Origin of the sequence: Streptomyces sp. NPDC102467 (assembly GCF_044765445.1) — a bacterium.
Lineage (GTDB): Bacteria > Actinomycetota > Actinomycetes > Streptomycetales > Streptomycetaceae > Streptomyces.
This window is the reverse complement of sequence record NZ_JBIWKA010000004.1, coordinates 162,885-188,181: the sequence shown is the minus strand read 5'-3', so window position 1 is coordinate 188,181 and position 25,297 is coordinate 162,885. Positions and strand designations below refer to the sequence as shown.

At 70.9% G+C, this 25,297-nt stretch carries 25 protein-coding genes; 17 read left to right on the top strand and 8 right to left on the bottom strand.

Going from position 1 to position 25,297, the window contains the following annotated elements; all coding sequences use genetic code 11:
* Positions 1–29: 29 nt before the first annotated feature.
* From ACIREE_RS09470 to ACIREE_RS09460, 3 genes are all read right to left on the bottom strand, one after another.
* Positions 30–1,043 (bottom strand): bile acid:sodium symporter family protein, encoded by a 1,014-nt coding sequence (locus ACIREE_RS09470; protein ID WP_404148663.1) that lies wholly within the window; start codon positions 1,041–1,043, stop codon positions 30–32.
* A gap of 139 nt (positions 1,044–1,182) precedes the next feature.
* Positions 1,183–1,893, bottom strand: a complete 711-nt coding sequence (locus tag ACIREE_RS09465; protein ID WP_404148661.1) for a L,D-transpeptidase — start codon at positions 1,891–1,893, stop codon at positions 1,183–1,185.
* Positions 1,894–1,896: 3 nt separating this feature from the next.
* Complete coding sequence (locus ACIREE_RS09460; RefSeq protein WP_404148659.1) at positions 1,897–2,484, bottom strand: pyridoxamine 5'-phosphate oxidase family protein; 588 nt, start codon at positions 2,482–2,484, stop codon at positions 1,897–1,899.
* Between the two features lie 177 nt (positions 2,485–2,661).
* On the opposite strand from ACIREE_RS09460, the gene argH reads away from it, so the two are divergent.
* Complete coding sequence (gene argH / locus ACIREE_RS09455) at positions 2,662–4,092, top strand: argininosuccinate lyase (protein ID WP_404148656.1); 1,431 nt, start codon at positions 2,662–2,664, stop codon at positions 4,090–4,092.
* A gap of 81 nt (positions 4,093–4,173) precedes the next feature.
* Here argH and ACIREE_RS09450 read toward each other — a convergent pair whose 3' ends face one another.
* On the bottom strand, positions 4,174–4,443 hold the full coding sequence (locus tag ACIREE_RS09450; RefSeq protein ID WP_404148653.1) for a hypothetical protein: 270 nt from the start codon (positions 4,441–4,443) through the stop codon (positions 4,174–4,176).
* 144 nt (positions 4,444–4,587) lie between these two features.
* Between ACIREE_RS09450 and ACIREE_RS09445 the strand changes: the two genes are divergently transcribed.
* Both ACIREE_RS09445 and ACIREE_RS09440 read left to right on the top strand, forming a co-directional pair.
* Positions 4,588–5,139, top strand: coding sequence for a TetR/AcrR family transcriptional regulator (locus ACIREE_RS09445; protein ID WP_404148650.1), 552 nt, complete (start codon positions 4,588–4,590; stop codon positions 5,137–5,139).
* Positions 5,136–6,665, top strand: coding sequence for an MFS transporter (locus tag ACIREE_RS09440; RefSeq protein ID WP_404148647.1), 1,530 nt, complete (start codon positions 5,136–5,138; stop codon positions 6,663–6,665). The genes ACIREE_RS09445 and ACIREE_RS09440 overlap by 4 nt, the downstream gene beginning before the upstream one ends.
* 75 nt (positions 6,666–6,740) lie before the next feature.
* Here ACIREE_RS09440 and ACIREE_RS09435 read toward each other — a convergent pair whose 3' ends face one another.
* Positions 6,741–7,493: a lysophospholipid acyltransferase family protein gene (locus tag ACIREE_RS09435; RefSeq protein ID WP_404148644.1), complete on the bottom strand. Its 753-nt coding sequence runs from the start codon at positions 7,491–7,493 to the stop codon at positions 6,741–6,743.
* A gap of 186 nt (positions 7,494–7,679) precedes the next feature.
* Between ACIREE_RS09435 and ACIREE_RS09430 the strand changes: the two genes are divergently transcribed.
* The 3 genes from ACIREE_RS09430 (at position 7,680) to ACIREE_RS09420 (ending at position 10,015) form a co-directional block, all read left to right on the top strand.
* On the top strand, positions 7,680–8,882 hold the full coding sequence (locus ACIREE_RS09430) for a glycerophosphodiester phosphodiesterase (protein WP_404148640.1): 1,203 nt from the start codon (positions 7,680–7,682) through the stop codon (positions 8,880–8,882).
* 74 nt (positions 8,883–8,956) lie between these two features.
* A complete protein-coding gene (locus ACIREE_RS09425; protein ID WP_404148637.1) occupies positions 8,957–9,472 on the top strand; it encodes a sigma-70 family RNA polymerase sigma factor in 516 nt (171 codons plus the stop codon).
* A gap of 39 nt (positions 9,473–9,511) precedes the next feature.
* Complete coding sequence (locus ACIREE_RS09420; protein ID WP_404148634.1) at positions 9,512–10,015, top strand: GNAT family N-acetyltransferase; 504 nt, start codon at positions 9,512–9,514, stop codon at positions 10,013–10,015.
* Here ACIREE_RS09420 and ACIREE_RS09415 read toward each other — a convergent pair.
* Positions 10,005–10,511: a hypothetical protein gene (locus ACIREE_RS09415; RefSeq protein ID WP_404148632.1), complete on the bottom strand. Its 507-nt coding sequence runs from the start codon at positions 10,509–10,511 to the stop codon at positions 10,005–10,007. The genes ACIREE_RS09420 and ACIREE_RS09415 overlap by 11 nt on opposite strands.
* Positions 10,492–10,851, bottom strand: a complete 360-nt coding sequence (locus ACIREE_RS09410) for a hypothetical protein (RefSeq protein ID WP_404148630.1) — start codon at positions 10,849–10,851, stop codon at positions 10,492–10,494. The genes ACIREE_RS09415 and ACIREE_RS09410 overlap by 20 nt, the downstream gene beginning before the upstream one ends.
* 70 nt (positions 10,852–10,921) lie before the next feature.
* Here ACIREE_RS09410 and ACIREE_RS09405 point away from each other — a divergent pair, with 70 nt between their 5' ends.
* The 10 genes from ACIREE_RS09405 to ACIREE_RS09360 all read left to right on the top strand — a co-directional run bounded on the left by ACIREE_RS09405 (position 10,922) and on the right by ACIREE_RS09360 (position 23,561).
* On the top strand, positions 10,922–11,581 hold the full coding sequence (locus ACIREE_RS09405) for an HAD-IA family hydrolase (protein ID WP_404148627.1): 660 nt from the start codon (positions 10,922–10,924) through the stop codon (positions 11,579–11,581).
* Between the two features lie 423 nt (positions 11,582–12,004).
* A complete protein-coding gene (locus ACIREE_RS09400) occupies positions 12,005–13,060 on the top strand; it encodes a methionine ABC transporter ATP-binding protein (RefSeq protein WP_404148624.1) in 1,056 nt (351 codons plus the stop codon).
* The gene (locus tag ACIREE_RS09395) at positions 13,057–13,809 is read left to right on the top strand and encodes a methionine ABC transporter permease (RefSeq protein WP_404148622.1); all 753 of its coding nucleotides are present in this window, start codon (positions 13,057–13,059) and stop codon (positions 13,807–13,809) included. The genes ACIREE_RS09400 and ACIREE_RS09395 overlap by 4 nt, the downstream gene beginning before the upstream one ends.
* 68 nt (positions 13,810–13,877) lie before the next feature.
* Positions 13,878–14,708: a MetQ/NlpA family ABC transporter substrate-binding protein gene (locus ACIREE_RS09390; RefSeq protein WP_404148619.1), complete on the top strand. Its 831-nt coding sequence runs from the start codon at positions 13,878–13,880 to the stop codon at positions 14,706–14,708.
* Entirely contained in the window at positions 14,708–15,529 is an 822-nt protein-coding gene (locus ACIREE_RS09385) for a MetQ/NlpA family ABC transporter substrate-binding protein (RefSeq protein ID WP_404148616.1), read from the top strand. Before ACIREE_RS09390 ends, ACIREE_RS09385 begins: the two co-directional genes overlap by 1 nt.
* 140 nt (positions 15,530–15,669) lie before the next feature.
* Positions 15,670–16,308: a GNAT family N-acetyltransferase gene (locus ACIREE_RS09380; RefSeq protein WP_404148613.1), complete on the top strand. Its 639-nt coding sequence runs from the start codon at positions 15,670–15,672 to the stop codon at positions 16,306–16,308.
* A gap of 173 nt (positions 16,309–16,481) precedes the next feature.
* The gene (gene cbiE / locus ACIREE_RS09375) at positions 16,482–17,699 is read left to right on the top strand and encodes a precorrin-6y C5,15-methyltransferase (decarboxylating) subunit CbiE (protein WP_404149379.1); all 1,218 of its coding nucleotides are present in this window, start codon (positions 16,482–16,484) and stop codon (positions 17,697–17,699) included.
* Positions 17,700–18,062: 363 nt separating this feature from the next.
* Positions 18,063–21,320, top strand: coding sequence for a nicotinate-nucleotide--dimethylbenzimidazole phosphoribosyltransferase (gene cobT / locus ACIREE_RS09370; protein WP_404148610.1), 3,258 nt, complete (start codon positions 18,063–18,065; stop codon positions 21,318–21,320).
* Positions 21,321–21,443: 123 nt separating this feature from the next.
* Positions 21,444–22,679, top strand: coding sequence for a uroporphyrinogen-III C-methyltransferase (gene cobA, locus ACIREE_RS09365; protein ID WP_404148608.1), 1,236 nt, complete (start codon positions 21,444–21,446; stop codon positions 22,677–22,679).
* Positions 22,680–22,733: 54 nt separating this feature from the next.
* Positions 22,734–23,561, top strand: a complete 828-nt coding sequence (locus ACIREE_RS09360; protein WP_404148605.1) for a TrmH family RNA methyltransferase — start codon at positions 22,734–22,736, stop codon at positions 23,559–23,561.
* A 22-nt stretch (positions 23,562–23,583) separates the two neighbouring features.
* Here the strand turns inward: ACIREE_RS09360 and ACIREE_RS09355 are convergent, their stop codons facing one another.
* Complete coding sequence (locus ACIREE_RS09355) at positions 23,584–24,801, bottom strand: serine/threonine-protein kinase (RefSeq protein ID WP_404148603.1); 1,218 nt, start codon at positions 24,799–24,801, stop codon at positions 23,584–23,586.
* 200 nt (positions 24,802–25,001) lie between these two features.
* Between ACIREE_RS09355 and ACIREE_RS09350 the strand changes: the two genes are divergently transcribed.
* Positions 25,002–25,280, top strand: coding sequence for a hypothetical protein (locus ACIREE_RS09350; RefSeq protein ID WP_404148601.1), 279 nt, complete (start codon positions 25,002–25,004; stop codon positions 25,278–25,280).
* Positions 25,281–25,297 lie beyond the last annotated feature (17 nt).

Below are 25,297 nucleotides of genomic sequence, written 5' to 3'. Positions count from 1 at the left end.
TTGGTCGGCTTCTTCTCTCTCGGAGTGACTCAGGCTTCGCCGGCGGCCTTCTCCGCGGCCCGGGCCCGGTACGACATCCACGCTGCCACCAGCGCGCCCGACACGTTGTGCCACACCGAGAACACGGCGGCGGGCAGCGCGGCCAGCGGGCTGAAGTGGGCCGTGGCCAAGGAGGCGGCCAGGCCGGAGTTCTGCATGCCGACCTCGAACGCCATCGCGCGCGACGCCGGCGGCCCGAGCCGGGCGACCTTTCCGGCGCCGTAGCCGAGGGCGAGCCCGAGCCCGTTGTGCAGGACGACGGCCAGCAGCACCAGGGCGGCCGCCGACTTGATGGCCTCGGCGCTGCCCGCCACCACCACCGCCACGATCACGGCGATGGTCAGCGCGGAGAGCCACGGCAGCACGCCGAGCACCCGGTGCACATAACGGCCGAACACCAGCCGCACGACCAGGCCCGCCACGACCGGCAGCAGCACGGTCTTGAGGATGTCCGTCATCATCGACCCCGCGTCCACCGGCAGGTACGCGCCCGCGAGCAGCAGCGTCAGCGGCGGAGTGATCAGGGGCGCGAGCACGGTGGAGACCGTGGCGACGGAGACCGACAGGGCGACGTCGCCACGGGCGAGGAAGGTCACGACATTGGACGCGGTGCCGCTCGGCGCGCAACCGACGAGGATGACGCCGGCCGCCAGCTGCGGGGAGAGCCCGAGGGCGTGGGCGATGACCCAGCCGAGCCCCGGCATGATCACGTAGTGCGCGACGAGCCCGAGCCCGACGGCCCACGGGCGCTGTGCGACGCCCTTGAAGTCGCCGAGGGTCATGGTCAGACCCATGCAGAACATCACGACGCCCAGCAGGTAGGGCACGTTCGGGCCCCAGCCGGCGAAGGTGCCCGGGGTGGCGAGTCCCAGCGCGCCCGCGACGAGCACGAGTACGGGGAACACCGTGACCGCGAGCCGGGCCGCCCGGTCGGCGGAGCCGCTCGCCCCTGGCGGTGGCGTCTCGGGGGAACTGGGGATCGTCTGTTCGGTTTCGCTGCGCACCGGGCGATGCAACGCCGTCGCCGTACGCGGACGCAAGCGCGTCTCGATATGTGGTCGCTACATGCGTATCGGGGCCCGGTTCACCGCCGGATTCGGTACTGGTTTCAGGGCCGGGTCCGGTACCGGTCCACTGCCGGGTTCAATAGCGAGTGAGCGCCGTGGCCCCGCCCGACGTCCCGATCGCCATGTGCGGGGACCGCCCCGGCCGCACCCACGCCAGGATCCGCCGCATGTCCGCCTTCGGCACGGACACACAGCCGGCCGTCGCCGCGCGCCCGTTCACATGCAGGAAGATCCCGGCGCCGCGGCCGCGCACCGGCCGGTGGTAGTTAAAGCCGATCACCAGCGCGTGCGCGTACTGCGTCCCGTAGTCGGCGAGGCGCTCGGACTCGGTGGCGCGGCAGTCGCGCGGTCGCGGCTCGGTCCAGCGGTTGTAGGAGCGCGAGCCGTTGTCCTCGCACCACCAGGAGGCGCCGCGCACTCGGCGGTACGGCACGGAGGTACCACCGGGCGCCGCCGCGTTGCCGAACGCGAACGGCAGGTCGTACAGGCCGGTGGGCGTCGTGTTCGTGCCCTGTTTGCGCCGGACTCCCTCGACGAGGCCCTTCGCGCCGAACCGCGCGGGCGCCGAACCTGCCTTGGTCCAGCGGCCGTCGGCCCGCCGGTCCCACCAGGTGACGGTGCCGCTCGTCGAGGACGTCCGCGGCGCCTCGGCGGTGATCAGCTGGCTGCCACCCCCCGTGTCCGCCATGCGGGCGGGCAGCGGGGCGGCGGCAGAGGCGGAGGGTGCGACGCCGAGCACGGCGCAGACCACGACCGCGCCGGCAATACCTGCTCGTAAGGGGCGCATGGATCAGAACGTAGCGGGAGGCAGCGGCAATGGCAGCCCCGGTAGTCCGTCCAGGCTGAACTCGACGTGTTCCTTCTTATGGAAGTAGGCGTCGAGCGAGGCGTCGTCCTCGCGCGCGAACCGCTTGGCGTGCAGGTCGCGATCTTCGTCGTACGTCATGAACGGCACCGCGTAACCGCAGGTGTCGCGGATCAGTTCGGCCCGTACGACGATGACGGCGCGCAGGCCGTGCCGGGTCGGGTCGATGGCCGGGAAGTGGCCGAGCAGTTCGGTGAAGCGCGGGTCGTCGCGGAAGACGGGCTCGCCGCGGCCGTGTACCCGGACGATGTTGGGCGGCCCGTCGAAGGCGCACCACATGAGCGTGATCCGGCCGTTCTCGCGGAGGTGGGCGATGGTCTCCGCGTTCGACCCCGCGAAGTCCAGGTAGGCGACGGTCAGTTCGTCGAGCACGGCGAAGGAGCCCTTGAGGCCTTTGGGGGAGAGGTTCACCGTGCCGTCGCCGTCGAGCGGTGCGGTGGCGGTGAAGAAGACCGGCTGTGACTCGATGAAGGCGCGCAGACGACCGTCGATGCGCTCGTGGCTTTTACCCATGCCGGGATTATGGACCCCGCGGCCGACGGGATTGACGATTCATGCGGAAGTCTGCATAATCATGCATAGCGATACTGTGGTCCGCGAACGTGATCAGCGCATGTGACCCGTGCGTGCGACCAGTGCGTGCGACCAGTGCGTGTGGTCGCGCATCAACCGGCTTGAGGAGCAGAGCACGTGAGCAGCAACACCGGCGATGTCCGCCTCTGGGGCGGCCGGTTCGCCGACGGCCCCGCCGAGGCCCTGGCGAAACTCTCCGCCTCCGTCCACTTCGACTGGCGCCTTGCCCCGTACGACATCGCGGGCTCCCGGGCCCACGCGCGCGTGCTCCACAAGGCCGGCCTGCTCACCCAGGACGAGCTCACCCGCATGATCGACGGCCTGGACCGGCTCGAGGCCGATGTCGCGGACGGCTCGTTCGTCGGCACCATCGCCGACGAGGACGTCCACACCGCCCTGGAGCGTGGCCTCCTCGAGCGCCTCGGCCCTGACCTGGGCGGCAAGCTGCGCGCGGGCCGCTCGCGCAACGACCAGGTGGCGACGCTCTTCCGGATGTACCTGCGCGACCACGCCCGCGTCATCGGCGGCCTGATCGCGGACCTCCAGGAGGCCCTCGTCGGCCTCGCCGAGGCGCACCCGGACGTCGCGATGCCGGGCCGCACCCACCTCCAGCACGCCCAGCCGGTGCTCTTCGCACACCACGTCCTGGCGCACGTCCAGTCCCTGTCCCGGGACGCCGAGCGGCTGCGGCAGTGGGACGAGCGGACGGCGGTCTCGCCGTACGGCTCGGGTGCGCTCGCCGGCTCCTCGCTGGGCCTCGACCCCGAGGCGGTCGCGGCGGACCTCGGCTTCGAGCACGGTTCCGTCGCCAACTCCATCGACGGCACGGCCTCCCGTGACTTCGTCGCCGAGTTCGCCTTCATCACGGCGATGACCGGCGTCAACCTCTCGCGGATCGCGGAGGAGGTCATCATCTGGAACACGAAGGAGTTCTCCTTCGTCACGCTCCACGACGCCTTCTCCACCGGCTCGTCGATCATGCCGCAGAAGAAGAACCCGGACATCGCCGAGCTGGCGCGTGGCAAGTCGGGCCGTCTCATCGGCAACCTGACGGGCCTGATGGCGACCCTCAAGGCCCTGCCGCTCGCGTACAACCGTGACCTTCAGGAGGACAAGGAGCCGGTCTTCGACTCCTGCGACCAGCTCGAAGTACTGCTCCCGGCGTTCACCGGCATGATGGCCACGCTCACGGTCAACAGGGAGCGCATGGAAGAGCTGGCCCCGGCCGGCTTCTCGCTCGCCACGGACATCGCCGAGTGGCTGGTGAAGCAGGGCGTGCCGTTCCGCGTCGCGCACGAGGTGGCGGGCGAGTGCGTCAAGGAGTGCGAGCAGCAGGGCATCGAGCTCGACGAGCTCACCGACGAGCAGTTCGCGAAGATCTCCGAGCACCTCACGCCCGAGGTCCGCACGGTCCTGAACGTGCCGGGGGCCCTCGCCTCCCGCTCCGGCCGCGGCGGCACGGCGCCGAGCGCGGTCGCCGTCCAGCTCGCCGAGGTCAAGCGGGACCTGACGGTGCAGCGGGAATGGGCCGACGCGAAGAAGCAATAACCGCCATCCTGCCGAAGGGCCCGGTTCGTCCGTACGTGGACGAACCGGGCCCTTCGGTGTGCCTGGTGCGGCGGGCGGGACTCAGCGGCGGGACCGCGCCCCGCCCCCGTAGCTCGACAGGTCGAGCAGCACCCCGCACAGCACCACGATCCAGCCGATGCCGTGCACCCCGGCGACGGGGGCGTACGCGACGACGTACCCCAGGGTCGTCCACGGCAGGAAGACAAGCCCGAGCAGCGGCAGCAGTACGCCGTTGAAGGCGCGGTCCACGAGGCTCGTGAACAGCCAGGTGAGGACGAGCGCGACCCGCGGCCCGATCGCCGCCATCGCCGCGAAGATGCAGCACCCCATGCCCGTACCTCCCGAAGCCGTGAACCTACCGACAGTCGTAGCACCGGGTGAGCGGTCGAGCTACTGGAGTGATGGACCTGGACGGCGATATTCGGCTGAGTCCCGAATGAGACATTCATGTCTCACTTGGGTTATCGTTGTCTCATGTCTGTCGATCGCGAACAGGTGCTGCGCAGCGCCGCCGCCCTGCTCACCCGCAAGTCCACGGCCACGATGGACGAGGTCGCGCGGGCCGCGGGCATCAGCCGCGCCACCCTGCACCGCCAGTTCGCGGGCCGCGACGCCCTCGTCCGCGCCCTGGAGGACCTCGGCATCCGCGAGTGCGAGGCGGCTCTCGACCGGGCCCGCCTCGACGAGGGCCGGGCCGAGGACGCGCTGCGCAGGCTCATCGGCGAGATAGAGCACGCGGCCCCGCTGCTCGCCCTCCTCGTCACCGAGAACCAGCTCTTCGAGGGCGAGGGCCAGAACGTGGGCTGGGCCCGCCTGGACACCCGGATCGCGGCGCTGTTCCGGCGCGGCCAGGAAACCGGCGAGTTCCGGATCGATCTGACACCCGCATGGCTGACCGAGGCGCTCTACGGCCTCATCGGCAGCGGCGCCTGGGCCGTACAGGACGGCCGGGTGGCGGCCAAGGACTTCTCATTCATGATCGCCGAGTTGCTGCTCGGCGGCGCACGACGGAGCGTGGAACCATGATCAGCACCAAGCGGCACACCCCTGACGCGGAGGTGGTGTCGCGCCCCGGACGGTGGCTCGCCCTCTGCGTCCTCGTGCTCGCGGTGCTGCTCGTCGCCGTGGACGCGACCGTCCTCGGCCTCGCGACCCCGTACATCAGCGAGGACCTGAAGCCCTCCGGCACCCAGCTCCTGTGGATCGGCGACGTCTACTCCTTCGTCATCGCCGGACTCCTCGTCTCCATGGGCAGCCTCGGCGACCGCATCGGCCGCAAGAAGCTGCTGCTTGTGGGCGCCGTCGCGTTCGGCGCGGTCTCGGTCCTCAACGCGTACGCCACGACACCGGAGCTGATGATCCTGGCGCGCGCCCTGCTGGGCGTGGCGGGCGCGACACTCATGCCGTCGACCCTGGCCCTGATCCGCAACATCTTCCACGATCCGCGCGAGCGTTCCCTGGCCGTCGGCATCTGGGGCGCGATGGCCTCGGCGGGCGCGGCGGTCGGCCCGGTGGTCGGCGGATTCCTGCTCGAACACTTCTGGTGGGGCTCGGTCTTCCTCATCAACCTGCCCGTGATGGCGATCCTGGTCGTGGTCGGCGTGAAGCTCATCCCCGAGTCGAAGAACCCGGTCCCTGGCCCCTGGGACCTGATCAGCGTCGGCCTCTCGCTGATCGGCATGATCGGCATCGTCTACGCCGTGAAGGAAGCGGCGGCGCACGGCTTCCACTGGGAGGTGGCCGCCACCGCGGTCATCGGCGTGGCAGCGCTGACCTGGTTCGTCCGCCGCCAACTCACGCTCGACTCACCCCTGCTGGACATGCGCCTGTTCCGCAACCGCGGCTTCTCCGGAGCGGTCCTGGCCGACCTCCTGACCATCCTCGGTCTGTCCGGGCTCGTCTTCTTCCTGTCCCAGTTCCTTCAACTGGTGCAGGGGCGGCGCCCGTTCGAGGCGGGCCTTGCCGAACTGCCCGCCGCCGTGGGCGCGGTGGTGGCCGGTCTGATCGCGGGTGTGGTGGCGCGCCGCTTCTCGGTGCGTGCCGTCGTCGCGGGCGGCCTCGCGGCCATCGGCCTCGCCCTGGCCTCGCTCACGACACTGAGTCAGAGCACGGGCTACCCCTTGCTCGGCGCGGTGCTCCTGATCGTCGGTGTCGGCGCCGGCTTCGCGTTCACGGTCACCGCCGACGTGATCCTCTCCAGCGTGCCCAAGGAGCAGGCGGGCGCGGCGTCTGCCGTCTCCGAAACGGCGTACGAACTCGGCGCGGCCCTCGGCATCGCCCTGCTCGGCTCGATCGTCACGGGCGTCTACGCGGGCTTCACCGCGCCTCCCGGCACCCCCGCGGACGTGGCGTCGGCCGCCCATGAATCACTGGGCGGCGCGGTCGAATCGGCCGCGTCCCTCCCGGCCGCGCAGGCCCAAGAACTGCTGACGGCCGCGCAGACGGCCTTCGTCGACGGCCTTCAGGTGGCGGCGGGCATCGGCGCGGCGGTCCTGCTGGCGACGGCGGTCGCGGCGTGGTTCCTGCTCAAGGGCCAGCACCTGGAGAAGTAGCGGCCGCGCACACACCTGGGCCCCGGTCACCGGAGAATTCCGGTGACCGGGGCCCAGGCCGATACGCCAGTGTGCCTACGCGGCCTTCGCCTTGGTGGCGTACATGTCCACGTACTCCTGCCCCGACAGCCGCATGACCTCCGCCATCACGGAGTCGGTCACGGCTCGCAGGACGTAGCGGTCGCGGCCCATGCCGTCGTAGCGGGAGAACTCCATCGGCTCACCGAACCGGATGGTCACCCGCCCGGGACGCGGCATGCCCGAGCCGCCCGGCTGCAGCTTGTCGGTGCCGATCATCGCGAACGGGACGACGGGCGCGCCCGTCATGAGAGTGAGGCGCGCGATGCCGGTGCGGCCGCGGTACAGCCGGCCGTCGGGGGAGCGCGTGCCCTCCGGGTAGATCCCGAAGATGTTGCCGTCCTCCAGGATCCGACGGCCGGTCATCAGCGCGGCCACGCCGCCGTTGGCACCGTCCCGGTCGACCGGGACCATGCCGACGCCCGTGAAGAACCAGGCCATGAGGCGGCCCTTGAAGCTCTTGCCGGTGACGTACTCGTCCTTGCCGATGAAGCACACCTGCCGGTCGCAGACCAGCGGCATGATCATCGAGTCGATGAACGTCAGATGGTTGCCCGCCAGAATGACGGGGCCGGTACCCGGAATGTTCTCGGCGCCTTCCACACGCGTGCGGAACATCAGGCGCATGATCGGTCCGAGCACTGCCTTGATGAACGCGAAGCGGGACAACGGGCCCTCCGGTGTCAAGGAATGGATGATGGGGTCTGTGCAGGTGAGGACGATACTCGCGGGCGGGTACCCCGTGCACATCGGGTTCACCGACTCGATACGCAGAGTTGACGTGAGTTTGCGCCCTGTTGATGTCCGGAAGGCGCTCAGGAGTCATCCCGCGTCACCCTGACGTTCTGTCCGAGGTCTCCCACTCGTCACTCCCGCGCACCTACGATCGGTTCCGCTTTGACAGGTGCAAGGCGGGACTTGTGGGAGGAGTGCTTCATGGGGAACGAGAAGTCACAGAGGGCGCAGGACGCTCAGGAGCCGCGGGCCGAGGGGGCGGTGGGCCGCCGCTCCCTGCTGGGCGCCGCGGTGCTGAGCGCGGGCGCCGCCGCCCTCGCCGCGCCCGGAGTCGCCAGAGCGGCCGACCGTGACAGTGGCACGAATCACTCCGGCCGGGGCTACAAGAGCCTGCCCGTGCCGACGATCGTCGCGCACCGCGGCACCAGTGGCTACCGCCCCGAGCACACCCTGGGTTCGTACCAGTTGGCGCTCGACATGGGCGCGCACGTCATCGAGGCGGGTGACATCGTCCCGACGAAGGACGGCCACCTTGTATGCCGTCACGAACCGGAAATCGGCGGCACCACGGACGTATCGGCGCACCCCGAGTTCGCCTCCCGCAAGACCACGAAGATCATCGACGGCGTCTCCACGACCGGCTGGTTCACCGAGGACTTCACACTGGCCGAGCTGAAGACGCTGCGCGCCAAGGAGCGCATCCCGGGCACCCGCCAGCACAACACCCTCTACGACGGCCGCTGGGAGATCCCCACCTTCGAAGAGGTCCTCAAGTGGCGCGCGGCGCAGAGCAGGAAGCGCGGCCGCGAGGTGTGGATCCACGTCGAGACCAAGCACCCCACCTACTTCCGGGGGCTCGGCCTGGGCCTGGAGGAGCGGCTCGCCAAGCTGCTGCGCGCGTACAAGCTCGACAAGAAGAACTCGCCCGCCTTCCTGCAGTCCTTCGAGCCGACGAGCATCCAGCGGCTGAACAAGCTGGTCGGCAACCCGCTGGTCGTCCTGCTCTCCACGGCGAACTCGCGCCCGGCGGACTTCGTCGACATCGGCGACCCGCGCACCGTCGCCGACCTGATCACGCCCAAGGGGCTCCGGGAGATCGCGACGTACGCGCAGGGCATCGGCCCGACCTTGGACCTCGTCATCCCGAAGGACGCGGCCGGCAAGCTCCTGCAGCCGACCACCCTCGTCAAGGACGCGCACGCGGCCGGGCTGATCCTGCACCCGTACACGATGCGCAACGAGAACACCTTCCTGCCCGCCGACTTCAAGAAGGGCACGGACCCGAACGCCTACGGTGACGCGTTCGGTGCCTTCAAGGCGTACTTCGCCACGGGCATCGACGGTCTCTTCTCGGACAACTGTGACACCGCCCTCCTCGCCCGCGAGGACTTCGTCAACGGCTGACCCGCAGAAGCCGGTTGGAGTGAGCCGCGGCCGTTCCGGCAACCGGGTGCCGGAACGGCCGCGTCCCGCCGGGCATGACGTACGACACGGTGATCGAGACCCTGCGGCCCCTGCTGGCGGCCGAGGTGCGCGCCGAACTCCCCGGCTCCGCCGAGCCCCGCGACCTCGAACAGGCCGTCTGGGTCCGCCTGTTGGAGCACCTCGACGCCCAGGGCCCGCCCCGGGACCCGGCGGCCTGGCTCACGGCGACGGTCCGCGCGGAGGCGAGCCGCCAGCGCGGCACGGAGCTGCGCGAGACGTCGTATGTCACCGAACCCGCCGCCGAACCGGACGGGTCGGACCCCGAACACCAGGCGCTGAACCGGGAACGGGCGGGCGCCCTGCATGCCGCCGTGCGCCGGCTCCCCGGCCGCTGCCCCCGTCTCATCGGTGCGCTGCTGTCCCCGGAAGACCTCACTTACCGCGAGATCGCGGGCGAGTTGGGTATCTCACAAGGCAGCCTTGGGCCGGAACGTTCCAGATGTCTGGGATGCCTGCGCAGAATCCTCGTATCCGAGGTTGCGCCCGCGGCCGGTAGGGGAAAAGGGTGAAGGACAACCGGCGGACAGGTGAGCGGGAGGCATGCACACATGGGCATGAGCGTGACCATCTCTGCGGCGACCGAAGCGGACACCGAGCAGATTCTCAAACTGCAGTACCTCTGCTATCAGAGCGAGGCTCAGCTCTACGGGGACTACTCGATCGAGCCGCTCACCCAGTCCCTCGACTCGGTGAGGGCAGAACTGACGGGCGGCACCGTCCTGGTGGCCCGCCTCGGCGACGAAGTGGTGGCGTCGGTGCGCGGCACGCTCGGCGCGGACGGCACCGCCCGGATCGACAAACTCATCGTGCACCCGCGCATGCAGCGGCACGGTCTGGGCGGCCGCCTGCTGTGCGCCGTCGAATCCGCGCTGGGCACCGCGGGCACGGCCAAGCGCTTCGAACTCTTCTCGGGCCACCGCAGCGAACACAATCTGCGGCTGTACCGCAAGCACGGCTACACGCCGGTGGCGACGAAGCGGGTCGACGACCGGCTGACCGTGGTGACGCTGGCGAAGGATGCCGAGGCCGGCGCGCTGGCGACTAGCGTGTAGCGGCGGCCCGCGCCCGGCGCAGCCAGAACAGTGCGGAGACGGGCAGGAGTACCGGAATGAACAGGTACTCCATCCCGTAGTCGGACCAGACGGTGGAGTCCGCGAACGCCGAGGGCTCCACCAGCGTCCAGGTCCCCACCGCCAGCACGCCCACGAGTTCGGCGGCGCAGCACACCACCGCCGCCCTGCGGGCCGTTTCGCCGCCCCGCACGAGCGAATACGTGATGAAGCCGTAGACGACGCCCGCGACGGCGGAGAGCGTGTACGCGAGCGGAGCCCTGCCGAAGTCCGTCGCGATCTGGAAGACCGAGCGCGACACGGCGCCCACGACCATCACGCCGTACAGCCACACGAGCAGCGTGCCGGGACCACTCGTCAGCCGCCGGGACGCGTTCGCGGAACTCACGGTCTTCCCGGTGTCCTCGGTGTTCTCGGTGTTCTCGACGTTCTCGGTGTCTTCTGAAGTCACAGCCACCTCATCCTCCCCAGATGTCATAGAGCCGTACTTCGAGAACGGCGAGCACCACGCCGCCCGCGGCGACCGTGACCGAACCCCAGCGCGTGCGCTCGGTCAGCGACATGAACCCCGCCGCCGGAACGCAGGCGAACGCCCCGATCAGATACGCGACGAAGATCGTCGTGCCCTGCTCCGGCTTCTCGCCCCGCGCCAGCTGCACGATCCCGATCACCAGCTGCGCCAGCGCGAGAACCGAGACCACGGCCATGCCGATGAAGTGCCAGTCCTTGGTCGGCTGGTCGCGGTAGGCGGCGAAACCGCACCACGCGGCGAGCGCGAGCGCGGCGAGACCCGTCACCAGGGTCAGGGCAGCAAGCATGGGCAGACCCTATTACGGGCCAAAAGACCTGATGCGCGCGCCCCCGGGGTGCCCCGTAGCCTTGGGAGACATGAAGATCACCGCTGACGCCCTGCTGTTCGACAACGACGGAACCCTGCTCTCGTCCATGGAGTCGGTGTACCGCTGCTGGACCCGTTGGGCGCAGGAGTACGGGATCACCGCGGAGGAGTTCGCCGCCGTCGAGCTGCACGGCCGCCCCGCCGCCGAGATCGCCGCCGACCTGCTGCCCGCCGAGAAGGTCGCAGGGGCCGTGGCCCGCATCGAGCAGCTGGAGGTCGAGGACGTGCCGAACGGTGGCACCCACGTCCTGCCCGGCACCAAGGAACTGCTCGCCTCGCTCCCCGACGGCCGCTGGGCCGTCGTCACCTCCGCCACCCGCCGCCTCGCCGAGGCCCGGCTCGCGGCCGTCGGCATCGACCCGCCGCTGCTCATCGCCGCCGACGACATCACGCGCGGCAAGCCCGACCCGGAGCCGTTCCTGCTCGCCGCCGAGAAGCTGGGCATGGACCCGGCGCGCTGCGTCGTTTTCGAGGACGCCCCTGCCGGTCTCACGGCGGGCCGCGCGGGCGGCATGGCCACCGTGGCGTTGGCCACAACGCACGAGGCGCACGAGCTCTCCGCGGACGTCGTGGTGAAGGACCTGTCGGCCGTGGCGGCACTGGTCACCGAGGCGGGCGTAGAGATCACCGCGATCACCGCCGCCGCCTGAGCGCCCGTACGCACCCGTCCAGCACTGTCCGCTATTCGGACAGCGCGGGCGGGTCGCGTCCTCACGTCTGCTTTACTTGCCCGCATGACCACGACGAGCAGCCGCACCCTTGCGACCGAGGCGACGATGACGCCCGGTGCTCGTTGTATGTGTCGAATGTGCGCCTTCTGAGGGCCCCCGCCTGTTCTCGCGCCCCGAAGCGAGTACCCGCGTGCCCTGTCCGTAGGGAGTGACTCCGCAGGGAGAAGCAGTTCACCTACGTGACCGGGCCTGCCCCGCGCACGGATTCTCCGTACTGATGCCAGTACCGCTCCCTGTCCGGAGCGAGAACCTGCCGCGCCCGGAAACTTCCTCAAGTTCCGCAATGTATGCCCCGTGCCCGGCGCCACCCGTGCCGCGCACTCGACAGTGACGGAAACCCACGTGATCACCACTCAGGGCCTCACCAAGGTCTACCGCTCGCGCGGCCGCGAGATCACCGCCCTCGACGGCGTCGATCTGCACGTGCGCGAAGGTGAGGTGTACGGCGTCATCGGCCAGTCCGGCGCCGGCAAGTCCTCGCTGATCCGCTGCGTCAACCTCCTGGAACGTCCCACCTCGGGCACCGTGACCGTCGCGGGCCGGGACCTCACCGACCTCGCCGGACGCGGACCGCGCGCCGGCCGGGAACTCCGTGAGGCGCGCAGCCGAATCGGCATGGTCTTCCAGCACTTCAACCTGCTCTCCTCGCGCACCGTCCAGGACAACATCGAGCTACCGCTCGAAATCCTCGGCAAGTCAGGGAAGGAACGTTCCACCAAGGCGCTGGAACTGCTCGACCTCGTCGGCCTCGCCGACAAGGCGAAGTCCTACCCCGCCCAGCTCTCCGGCGGCCAGAAGCAGCGCGTCGGCATCGCCCGCGCCCTCGCCGGCGACCCGAAGGTGCTGCTCTCCGACGAGGCGACCAGCGCCCTCGACCCGGAGACCACCCGCTCCATCCTCCACCTGCTGCGCGACCTCAACCGGCAGCTCGGTCTGACCGTCCTGCTCATCACCCACGAGATGGACGTCGTCAAGACCGTCTGCGACTCCGCCGCGCTCATGCAGCAGGGGCAGATCGTCGAGTCCGGCACCGTCGGCGAACTCCTCGCGACGCCCGGCTCGGAGCTCGCCGCCGCGCTCTTCCCGGTCAGCGGCGACGCCTCCGGCGACGACCGCACCGTCATCGACGTCACCTTCCACGGGGAGTCGACGACCCAGCCGGTCATCTCGCAGCTGGCACGCACGTACAACATCGACATCTCGATCCTCGGCGCCGCGATGGACACCGTCGCGGGCAAGCAGGTCGGCCGCATGCGCATCGAACTGCCCGGCCGCTACGAGGAGAACGTCGTCCCGATCGGATTCCTGCGGGAGCAGGGCCTCCAGGTCGAGCTGGTCACAAGCACGGCTCACGAGGACCGCGCGTCCGTACTGCTGAAGGAAGGTGTCACCAAGTGACCTGGTCGGAGATTCAGCCCCTGCTGTCCCAGGCATGTTGGGACACCTTCTACATGGTCGGCTGGTCCACGTTGATCGCCGTCGTCGTGGGCCTGCCGCTCGGCATCCTGCTCGTCCTCACCGACCGCGGCGGCCTGCTGCAGAACGTCGTGGCGAACAAGGTCATCGGGCAGATCGTGAACATCGTCCGCTCGATGCCCTTCATCATCCTGATGGTCGCCCTCATGACCTTCACGCGCTGGATCGTCGGCACCACCATCGGCCGCGAGGCCGCCATCGTGCCGCTCGCCGTCGGCGCCATCCCGTTCTTCGCGCGGCTCGTCGAGACGTCCGTACGCGAGGTCGACGGCGGGCTCGTCGAGGCCGTGCAGTCGATGGGCGGCAACACCTGGACCGTCGTCCGCAAGGCCCTCGTACCCGAGTCGCTGCCGTCGCTCATCTCGGCGACCACCACGACGATCGTCGCCATCATCGGCTACTCCGCCATGGCCGGCACGGTCGGCGCCGGCGGCCTCGGCGACCTCGCGATCCGCTACGGCTACCAGCGGTTCGAGACCGAGATGATGTGGATCATCGTGGCGGTACTCGCCGTCGTCATCGCCCTCATCCAGTTCGCGGGCGACAGCGGCGCCCGCGTCCTGCACCGCCGCGCGGGCAAGGGCGGCGAACCGCTCCGCTTCCGCGTGCTCGGCGGCTTCCTGCCCGGCGGCCCGGCCGGCGCGAAGACCGCTCCCGCCAAAACCCGCTGACCCGCAGATTTCCTGTCCGCCCGCCTCACCCCGGCGGGTCGCACCACCCATGGAGAAAGGCACTTTTCGTGCGTAACACCACCAAGATCACCGCAGCTGTCCTCGCCACCGGCGCCCTCACCCTGGGCCTGACCGCCTGCGGCTCCGACAAGGGCGACACCAAGGCCGGTCCCCACGACAAGCTGGTCGTCGCGGCGACCCCCGTCCCGCACGCCGAGATCCTCGAGTACATCAAGAAGAACCTGGCGAAGAAGGCGGGCCTCAACCTCGAGGTCAAGGAGTTCACCGACTACGTCACGCCGAACACGGCGACCGAGGACGGGTCCGTGGACGCCAACTACTTCCAGACCACGCCGTACCTGAAGGACTTCAACAAGAAGCAGGGCACCCACCTCACGTCGGTCGCCACCGTCCACCTGGAGCCGCTCGGCCTCTACTCCAAGAAGGCCACGAAGCTCGACGGCCTCAAGAAGGGCGGCACCATCGCCCTTCCGAACGACGCCGACAACGAGAGCCGCGCCCTGCGCTTCCTCGCCGCCAACGGGCTCATCACCCTCAAGAGCGGCTCCGAGGCCACCGCGACGCCGCAGGACATCGCGAAGAACCCGAAGGACCTGGAGTTCAAGGAGGTCGAGGCGGCCCAGACGCCGCGCTCCCTCAAGGACGTCGACGCCGCGGTCATCAACGGCAACTACGCCATCGGGGCCGGTCTCAAGCCCGCCAAGGACGCCCTCGCCCTGGAATCCACCAAGAACAACGCGTACAACAACGTGCTCGCCGTGAAGGAGGGCAACGAGGACGACCCGCGCGTGAAGAAGCTCGCCAAGCTCCTGACGTCGCCCGAGGTGAAGAAGTTCATCGAGGACAAGTACAAGGGTTCGGTGCTCCCCTCCTTCTGATGCGTACGTACACGATTCCCGCCGCCGTGATCGCCGGGGCACTCGCTCTCGGCCTCACGGCCTGCGGCTCCGACAAGGCCGACGGCGCGAACGGCACGCTCGTCGTCGGCGCCACCCCGACCCCGGCCGGCGAAGTCCTCACGTACGTACAGCAGAACCTGGCGAAGAAGGCCGGACTCGACCTGCGGATCAAGGAGTTCACGGACTACGTCCTGCCGAACACCGCGCTCCAGCAGGGCGAACTCGACGCCAACCTGTACCAGCACACGCCGTACCTGAAGGACTTCAACCGGTCCAAGGGCACGACGCTGACCGCTGTCACGCAGGTCTATCTGCCGCCGCTCGGCTTCTACTCCAAGAAGACCGACGACGTCACCGCACTGCGCGAAGGGGCGACCGTCGCGCTGCCCAACGACGCGACCAACGAGGCGAGGGCGCTCGAACTCCTCGCCTCCCAGGGCGTGATCGAGCTCAAGAAGGGCGCCGGTGTGAACGCGACTCCCAAGGATGTCGTGAAGAACCCGAAGCACCTCACCTTCAAGGAGCTCGAAGCGGCGCAGCTGCCCCGCTCGTTGGACGACGTCGACGTGGCCGCCGTCAACAACAACTTCGCACTCGACGCGGGCCTGAGCCCCAAGAAGGACGCCATCCTTCTGGAGAGCGCGAAGGACAACCCGTACAACAACGTCCTCGCCGTCAAAAAGGGCAACGAGGACGATCCGCGCGTCAAGAAGCTGGCGAAACTGCTGACGTCGCCCGAGGTGAAGAAGTTCATCGAGGACAAGTACAAGGGCTCCGTGCTCCCGGTCACCGGCGCCTGACCGACACCCCTCGCACGGGGGCCGCTCCTGGCAACAGGCGCGGCCCCCATGTGCAGTTACGTGCCTGCATGCTGCATGCTGGGCACTTCACCCGGCCGACACGATGCTTTGAAGCGGCCACGAGGGTTACGGAGTGCCGCATGACGAACACCTTCCCCGAGATCTCCATCAGCACGGAGCGCTTGGTGCTGCGCCCGCTCGACGAGGACGATGTCCCGGCTCTGGCCGAGATGATGAACGACGAGCTGATCGCCGCGTGGACGTCCGTGCCGCAGCCCTTCGACGAGGACGGCGCGCGTGACTGGATCACCGACTACGCGCCCAAGGAGCGCGCCGCCGGAACCGGACTCGACCTCGCCGTCACGGAGTTCCTCACCCAGCGTCTGGTCGGCGTCATCCAGCTGACGAAGACCAACTGGCACGTACGAGCGACCGAGTTGTCCTACATCGTCGCCCCTTGGGCCCGCGGCGAGGGCTACGCGTCCGAGGCCGCGCTCGCCATGGCCCAGTGGCTCTTCCGCGACCAGGGGATCGAGCGCATCGAGCTGCGCACCGCCGCCGACAACACCGCATCCCAACAGGTCGCCCAGAAGATCGGCTGCATCAGCGAGGGCGTCCTGCGCAACGCCTGCATAGCGCGTACCCGCACCGAGGACGGCACCTGGGCCGAGGTCCGCACCGACTTCATCGTGTGGAGCCTGCTGCCCGAGGACATCGAGGGCGTCACCGAGCAGCTCGCCGAGGCCGGAGGTTTCACGGCCTTCTCGGACTGGAACTGACACCTCGGGCCCTTCTGACGGATCTCCGCAGGAGAAGGGCCCAGGGCAGCCGCCGGACCCAGCAGGTACGCTCTCGGTGCCCCGCCCGGCCTCCTGTCGCCCGGCGGTTTCCCCTGATCCGCGTACGCATGCGACCCGCGTACGCGCCCGAGCACACCCTGGAGCTGACGAGGATGGCCGACCGGGTCACGGTGATCGGCTGGGACGGCTCTCCGCCGACCGCGGCGGCCCGCTCCGCACTCGCCGCCGCCACCCTCGTGGCCGGCGCCGCCCACCACCTGGCGCTGCCCGAGGTGCCCGAGCGCGCCGAGCGGATCCGGCTGGGCAGCGTGGCGCTCGCCGCCCGCCGCATCGCGGGACACCGTGGCACCGCCGTGGTCCTCGCCGACGGCGACCCCGGCTTCTTCGGCGTCGTGCGCACCCTGCGCGCCCCGCAGTACGGCCTCGAGGTCGAGGTCGTGCCCGCCGTCTCCTCGGTCGCCCAGGCCTTCGCCCGCGCCGGCATGCCCTGGGACGACGCCCAGGTGGTCGTCGCCCACAGCCGCACCCTGCGACGCGCGGTGAATGTGTGCCGCGCCCACACCAAAGTCGCCGTCCTCACCTCACCCGGCGCGGGCCCCGCCGAACTCGGGCTCCTCCTCGAAGGCGTCCACCGCACCTTCGTCATCTGCGAGGAACTCGGCACCGACCGCGAGCAGGTCACCGTCGTCACCTCCGACAGGGCCGCCGACCACGCCTGGCGCGATCCGAACGTCGTCATCGTCATCGGCGGACCGGTCACCGTCGCAGCGCCGGAGAACGGCGGGTGGCTGGCCGGCGGCGACCCCGACGGCGTGCCCCGCGGCTGGGCGCTGCCCGCCGCCGAGTACGAGGGCCCCTTCGCGGAGGGCGAGAGCGAGCAATTGCGCGCGGCCCAACTCGCCCGCCTGGGGCCGCGGCCCGGCGACCTCGTGTGGGACATCGGCTGCGGCAGCGGCGCGTTCACGGCGGAGGCCGGCCGCTTCGGCGCCGCCGTCATCGCCGTCGACCGCGACCCCGACGCCTGCGCCCGCACGCTCGCCACGGCCCGCCGCTTCGGCGTCCAGACCCAGATCGTGCACGGCACCGCTCCGCACGTCCTGGAGGATCTGCCCGAGCCCGATGTCGTACGGGTGGGGGGCGGGGGAGCGGCGGTCGTCTCGGCCGTCGCCGACCGGCGGCCCGCGCGCATCGTCACGCACGCCGCGACACGCGACGCCGCCGAACTCGTCGGAAGAGACCTGACGGAGCACGGATACGACGTCGAGTGCGCCCTCCTGCAATCCGTCGAGCTGGACACTCGTGTCTGGACGGAGAAGGAGCGGACCGTGGGGTTCCTGCTCTCCGGACGTCTGCAGGACCGCCACCCGTGACCCTGACGGCCCAACGCGCGCGGTAGGCTGGCCGATCGTTGTACCGCACCGGGACATGCGTCGGTTCGTCGGCCAATGTCCGGGAAACGCACCACTTTTGGAGTGCGTGTGGTACAGCGGTGACCGGGGGAAGCGCAACGTGGCGCAGTCCACAGCAGGCCGTGGCCGATCCAGGTGCCGTGGCCGCGATCCGGCCGGGACAATGCCTGTTGTCCGGGACGGTTCGTGCCGCGCGGCGCGCGTGCTCGTTATTTCTGCGGGCGGACGCCGTGCCGCTCCGGTCTGCGGCTCGGAAGGGGCTCGCATCTCCGGCGATCGGCCGGGAGCGGCCGAGAAGTTCTCATCGATGGGCGAGGGGTAGGCATGACCGACACCGGTCAAGTTCCGGGCGAAGGGCTGCCGGAGAACGCAGGTGCGGTGGGACAGCCGGGCGCTCCGGGTGCATACACCTACCTCGATCCCGCCGACGCCACCGTCGAGGACGACGAGATGCTCCTCATGCCGGGCTCCCAGGGGGCCTGGGGCGAGCCCCCGGCCGCGATGCCCGCGCAGCAGCAGTACCCGCAGGAGTATCCGCAGGTGCAGGCCGTGCACGAGCCCGGCCCGCACGAGATGGCGGGCCGCGACAGCGGGCACCACGACCTTGGCCCGATGCAGACCCCGGCTCAGGCGGGAACCGGCCAGAGCGCCGGACGCCGCCCGCTGCACATGGGCCCGCCCACGCCGGAGACCGGCGGCAGCCCGGTGCGCTCGCTCGCCGACCGTGGCCCCGCGCAGCAGACCCCGCCCCACCAGATGCCGATGCGCCAGGCGGGCCCGCCCACCACCGGCCCGGAGTACCTCGACATCCCGCCGCAGGGCGCCGCCCCGTGGCAGTCCCCGGAGGCCGCGCAGCCGCAGCCCGCGTCGGCGATGCCGTCAGCGCCCGCGGAAGCACCCGCTGAAGCACCCGTGCCGGACCCCTCGGCGGCCTTCTACGCCGACCCGGCCCCGCACTTCCCGCACGCGCAGCCCTCCGCCGCCCCGGGGTTCGCCCCCGCCGCCGAGCCGACGCCGGCCGCGGCGTACGCGGGCCAGGGCGAGCAGTCGGGTCAGTACGCCGCCGCGCACGAGCCGCTGCCGTACGACTTCCCGCAGGAGCCCGCGCCGGAGCCGCCCCTCGGCCAGTTCGTGCCCGTCGAGGGCAGCGTGCCCACGACGCCGCATCTGGCGCCGACGCCGCCGCAGGCCATGGTCGTCCCGCCGCTGCCCGAGCCGGCGCCGGAGGCCCCCGGGTTCCCCGAGAGCGCCGAACTCCCCGAGGCTCAGCAGGAGCCGGTCGCCGTCGCCGAGCAGCCGCCCGTCGCGGAACCCGTCGCGGAGCCGGTGACCGAGCAACCGGCGGAGCAGCAGCACGTCGAGCCGGTCGCGGAGCCTCTGCCGCCCCAGGTCGTCGAGGCCGCGCCCGTGGTCAACGAGCCCGTCGCGACCTCGCCCGTAGACGTAGACGCAGTAGATGTAGATGTAGATGTAGACGTAGACGTAGAGGCCGTGCCCGTCGAGGGATCGGCGCAGGAGATCCCGCCCGTCGAGATCCCGCCGGTCGAGTTCCCGTCCGTCGAAGTCCCGGTCGCCGAGGTCCCGTCCGTCGAGACGCCCGCCGGGCCGCCGGTCGAGGCCGAGGCGGAGGCGGAGGCCCAGGGACTGGCCGCCGTGCCCGCACCCCGTGACGGCGGCCCCGCCGCGCCGCTCGCCGCCGAGCCCGTCGAGGCGTTCGACGCCGAGGAACCCGACCTGATCGAGGTCGCCCCGGTGCCCGGGACCCGGCCCGTACCCGCCGCCGACGAGCAGCCCGTGGCCGAGCCCGTCGCCGGGCCCGAACCGCTGCCCCTGGACCTCGAGCCGGGCGCCGCGGCCGTCTCCGGGTACGACGACGCCGAGCGCGAGGCCGTCCTGCGCGTCATGCGCGAGCGCCGCGACATCCGCAACGGCTTCCGCAGCGACCCCATCCCGCACGAGGTCCTGCTCCGCGTGCTGGAAGCGGCCCACACGGCCCCCTCCGTGGGCCACTCGCAGCCCTGGGACTTCGTCGTCATCCGCTCCGCGGAGACCCGCCGCACCATGCACGAACTGGCCATGCGCCAGAAGGACGCGTACGCCAAGTCCCTCCCGAAGGGCCGCGCGAAGCAGTTCAAGGAACTGAAGATCGAGGCCATCCTCGACACCCCGGTGAACATCGTGGTCACCGCCGACCCGACCCGCGGCGGCCGCCACACCCTGGGCCGGCACACCCAGCCGCAGATGGCCCCGTACTCCTCCGCCCTCGCGGTGGAGAACCTGTGGCTCGCCGCCCGCGCCGAGGGCCTCGGCGTCGGCTGGGTCAGTTTCTTCGACGAGCGCGAGATGGTCCGCACGCTGGGCCTGCCCGACCACCTCGAAGTCGTCGCATACCTGTGTGTGGGGTACGTCGACGAGTTCCCCGAGGAGCCCGAGCTGATGCAGGCGGGCTGGTCCAAGCGCCGCCCGCTGTCCTGGGTCGTGCACGAGGAGACCTACGGGCGTCGCGCGCTGCCCGGCGAAGACCCGCACGACCTGCTCGCCGAGACCGTCTCCAACATCCGCCCGCTGGACGCCAAGGCGCTCGGCGAGGCGTGGGAGCGGCAGAAGCGGATGACCAAGCCCGCGGGCGCGCTCGGCATGCTGGAGATCATCTCCGCGCAGCTGTCCGGCCTGTCCCGGATGTGCCCGCCGCCGATCCCGGAGCCCGCCGCCGTCGCGATCTTCGCCGGTGACCACGGCGTGCACGCCCAGGGCGTCACCCCTTGGCCGCAGGAGGTCACCGGCCAGATGGTCGCGAACTTCCTGGGCGGCGGCGCGGTCTGCAACGCGTTCGCGAACCAGGTCGGCGCCGAGGTCTGCGTCATCGACGTGGGTGTGGCGAGTGAACTCCCGGCCACGCCCGGCCTGTTGCCCCGCAAGATCCGCGCGGGCACGGCCGACATGACGACCGGTCCCGCCCTGACCCGCGAAGAGGTCAAGGCAGCCATCGAGGTCGGCATCGAGACGGCCCGCGACCTGGTGGCGGCCGGTAACAAGGCACTGCTCACCGGCGAGATGGGCATCGCGAACACCACGGCGTCGGCTGCCCTGATCTCCGTCTACACCGAGGTCGACCCCGCCGACGTCACAGGCCGCGGCACCGGCATCAACGACGAGACGCACGCCCGCAAGGTGGAGGTCGTCCGCCGCGCCCTCGACGTGCACCAGCCCGACCCGGCCGACCCGATCGGCGTCCTCGCGGCGGTCGGCGGCCTGGAGCACGCGGCCCTGGTCGGCCTGCTCCTGGGCGGCGCCTCGCTGCGTACGCCGGTCATCCTCGACGGTGTCAGCGCCGGCGCCGCCGCTCTGGTCGCCCGCGCCATCGCCCCCGAGGTGCTGGCCGCCTGCATCGCGGGCCACCGCAGCGCCGAGCCCGGTCACGTCGCCGCGCTCAACAAGCTGGGCCTGCGCCCCCTCGTCGACCTGGACCTGCGCCTCGGCGAGGGCACCGGAGCCCTGCTCGCCCTGCCGATCGTGCAGAGCGCGGCGCGCGCGATGCACGAGGTCGCCACGTTCGACTCGGCAGGCGTCACCGAGAAGTAGCCGGTTTCCGGCATGTGGACGTGGGGGCGCCGACGGGAGGCGCCCCCACGTAGTCTGACCTGCACATAGCCGGGAGCTCCGGAGCCGTAGCCCCCTCACCGCCCGCCCGAGGAGCAGCGCCCCATGCCCGCCGCACAGCACCCCGCCTACCCGGTAGGACTCCGCCTCACCTCCCGCAAGACCGTCGTCATCGGCGGCGGCCAGGTCGCCCAGCGCCGCCTGCCGGCTCTCATAGCGGCCGGCGCGGACCTCACCCTGATCTCCCCCTCGGCCACCCCCTCCGTGGAGGCCATGGCGGACGCGGGCGAACTCACCTGGGTCAGGCGCCGCTACGAGCGGGGCGACCTCGAAGGTGCCTGGTACGTGCTCATCGCCACCGGCGACCGCACCGCGAACGAGCAGGCCTCCGCAGAGGCGGAAGAGGCCCGCGTCTGGTGCGTGCGCTCCGACGACGCCGAGGCGGCCACCGCCTGGACCCCGGCCACCGGCCGCACCGAGGGCGTGACGATCGCCGTCCTGTCCACCGAGGCCGCCGACCGCGATCCGCGCCGCACCGCCGCCGTCCGCGACGCCCTCGTGGAGGCCCTGCGCGACGGCACCGTCACCGCCGAGCGGACCCGCACCCCGGGCGTCGCCCTGGTCGGCGGCGGCCCCGGCGACCCGGACCTGATCACCGTGCGCGGCCGTCGCCTGCTCGCCGAGGCCGACGTCGTCATCGCCGACCGCCTCGGCCCGCGCGACCTGCTCGACGAACTCCCGCCGCATGTCGAGGTGATCGACGCCGCGAAGATCCCGTACGGCCGTTTCATGGCTCAAGAGGCGATCAACAACGCGCTGATCGAGCACGCCAAGCAGGGCAAGGCCGTGGTCCGGCTCAAGGGCGGCGACCCGTTCGTCTTCGGCCGTGGCATGGAGGAGGCCCAGGCGCTGGCCGCCGAGGGCATCCCGGTCACCGTCGTCCCCGGCATCTCCAGCTCCATCTCGGTCCCCGGCGCGGCCGGTATCCCGGTCACCCACCGCGGCGTCGCCCACGAGTTCACCGTGGTCAGCGGCCATGTGGCGCCGGACGACGAGCGCTCCCTCGTCGACTGGGCCGCACTCGCCAAGCTGACCGGCACCCTCGTGATCCTCATGGGCGTCGACAAGATCGGGAAGATCGCCCAGGCCCTGATCGCGCACGGCAAGGCCCCCGACACCGCCGTCGCGCTGGTCCAGGAGGGCACCACCGCCGCCCAGCGCCGGGTCGACGCGACGCTCGCGACGGTCGGCGAGAAGGCGGTCGCCGCGGGCGTGAAGCCCCCGGCCGTCATCGTCATCGGCCCCGTGGTGCACGAGAGCCCCACACGTAACCAGCGGTAACAAGAGCAGCGCTCAACCGTTGGCACCACTCCCAGGACAAGGCAGTATCGACCCGTGGCTGAACCTCAAGGTCTCATCACCATCGAAGACCCCGACGACCCGCGCCTGCGCGACTACACGGGCCTGACCGACGTCGAACTGCGCCGAAAGCGGGAACCGGCCGAGGGTCTGTTCATCGCCGAGGGCGAGAAGGTGATCCGGCGCGCCAAGCTGGCGGGCTACGAGATGCGCTCGATGCTGCTCTCCGCGAAGTGGGTCGACGTCATGCGCGACGTCATCGACGAGGTCCCGGCCCCGGTCTACGCCGTCGCCCCCGACCTCGCCGAACAGGTCACGGGCTACCACGTGCACCGCGGCGCCCTCGCCTCCATGCAGCGCAAGCCGCTGCCCACGGCCGATGACCTCCTCACGACGGCCCGCCGCATCGTGGTCATGGAGTCGGTCAACGACCACACCAACATCGGCGCGATCTTCCGCTCGGCCGCCGCCCTCGGCATGGACGCCGTCCTGCTCTCGCCCGACTGCGCGGACCCGCTCTACCGCCGCTCGGTGAAGGTCTCCATGGGCGCCGTCTTCTCCGTCCCGTACGCCCGCCTGGAGTCCTGGCCGAAATCCCTGCAGACCGTCCGCGAGGCAGGCTTCAACCTGCTCGCGCTCACCCCTGCCGAGAAGGCCAAGTCCCTGGACGAGGTGGCCCCGCACCGCATGGACCGCGTCGCGCTCATGCTCGGCGCCGAGGGCGAGGGCCTGTCGACCAAGGCCCTCATGGCGGCCGATGAATGGGTCCGCATCCCGATGGCCCATGGAGTCGACTCGCTCAACGTGGGAGCGGCGGCCGCCGTCGCCTTCTACGCGGTGGCCACCGGCCGGCCCGAACTCTGAACCCGGCCCGCCGAGAGACGGGTCACAGGCTCTGGGCCACCGCGATGGCCAGCGCCACGAACAGCGTGACCACCACGAACACGAACAGCCGCTGACGCAGCAGCCGCGGATTGGCGGGCCGCAGCTTCTTGCCGGGACCCGTGCCGTTCGTACGAGGAGCGGGGCGCCCGGCGCCACTGCGCGGAGCGGGCCTGCTGCCGGCCCGTGACGTCGTGGAGCGCGGCCCTGAACCGCCGCCCGTCCGCCCGCTGCCGGTCCGCCCGTTGTCGGTCCGCCCGTTGTCGGTCCGCGGCGCGGGCGTGCCCGGCTGCGTACGCCGCTGGGTGCGCTGCTCCAGGTAACTGTCCGCGAGCCGCCCCGTCGGCCGGTCCATGTCGGAGCGCGGCGCCGGCGCCCGCACCTCTCCCAGGCCCTGGGCCTCGCGGGCCGCGATCTCCTTGAGCCGCAGCGACAGTTGGAGCGTGCTGGGCCGCTCCTCCGGGTCCTTGGCGAGACACGCGCGCAGCAGCGGCGCGAGCGCGTCCGGCACCCCCTGCAGCTGCGCCTCCTCGTGCACCACGCGGTAGAGCATGACCTCGGAACTGCCGTGCCCGAAAGGCGAGTCGCCCGTGGCCGTGTACGCGAGGGTGGCCCCGAGGGAGAACACGTCGGTGGCCGGGGTGACGGTCGCACCGCGCACCTGCTCCGGCGCGAGGAACCCGGGGGAGCCCACCGCGGTGCCGACATGGGTCAGCGTCGAGGCGCCGGTGGCCCACGCGATACCGAAGTCGATGATCCGCGGCCCCTTCGGCGACAGCAGGATGTTCGACGGCTTGAGGTCGCGGTGGACGACCCCGGCCTCGTGCACGGCGACGAGCCCCTCCGACAGCGCGGCACCGACGGCCGCCACGTCGGATGCGGCCAGCGGACCCTCCTCCGCGACCTTGTCGTGCAGCGAGGGGCCGGGCACGTACTGCGTGGCGAACCACGGACGCTCCGCCTCCAGATCGGCGGCGACGAGCCGCGCGGTGCACCCGCCGCGGATCCGGCGCGCGGCGGAGACCTCGCGCGCGAAGCGCGAGCGGAACTCCTGGTCCTCCGCCAGGTCCGGCCTGATCACCTTGAGCGCGACCCGCTGCCCACGCCGGTCGGAACCGAGGTAGACCACGCCCATCCCGCCGGCCCCGAGCCGTCTGTGAAGCCTGAACGAGCCGACGACGCGCGGGTCCTCGCGCCTGAGGCGCATCATCGCCATGTTCATCCCCGCTGCTGCCCGGTCTCGTCTGACGAGCCACAGCTTACGTTTACGCGGCCGACTGTGTGCTCAGGCCGCGCCCTCACGCCGAATTGGATTGTCAGTGCCGGGTGGGAAACTTGAAGGGTGGTCAGGGAGCGCGGGAACAGGGCGGCTTGCGGCTGCTCGGGCTGCCAACCACCCGTCGCAGAAGGGGGATTGCGCCCATGAAGGGTGATCGGGTCGAGATAGTCGTGGATGCCGGGGACACGACGCGCACGTACGAGGTGGTGGCCAGTCGCGCGGGCCGCAGAGTGGAGACCGCGGTGCGCAGAGGGGTCGTGGAAGTGAGCGAAGTCACCCGCTCCGGATCCGTGGTGCGCACCGCGCGCTTCATGGCGACGCGGGTTCTCGCACTGGTCGAGCAGCCGGTGCCGCGGGAGGACGCGGCGGAGAAGGCGGCCCGTACGAGCCGCCCTGTGGGGGAAGACCCCGAGACCGAGTAGGAGATCGGGCGCCGGCT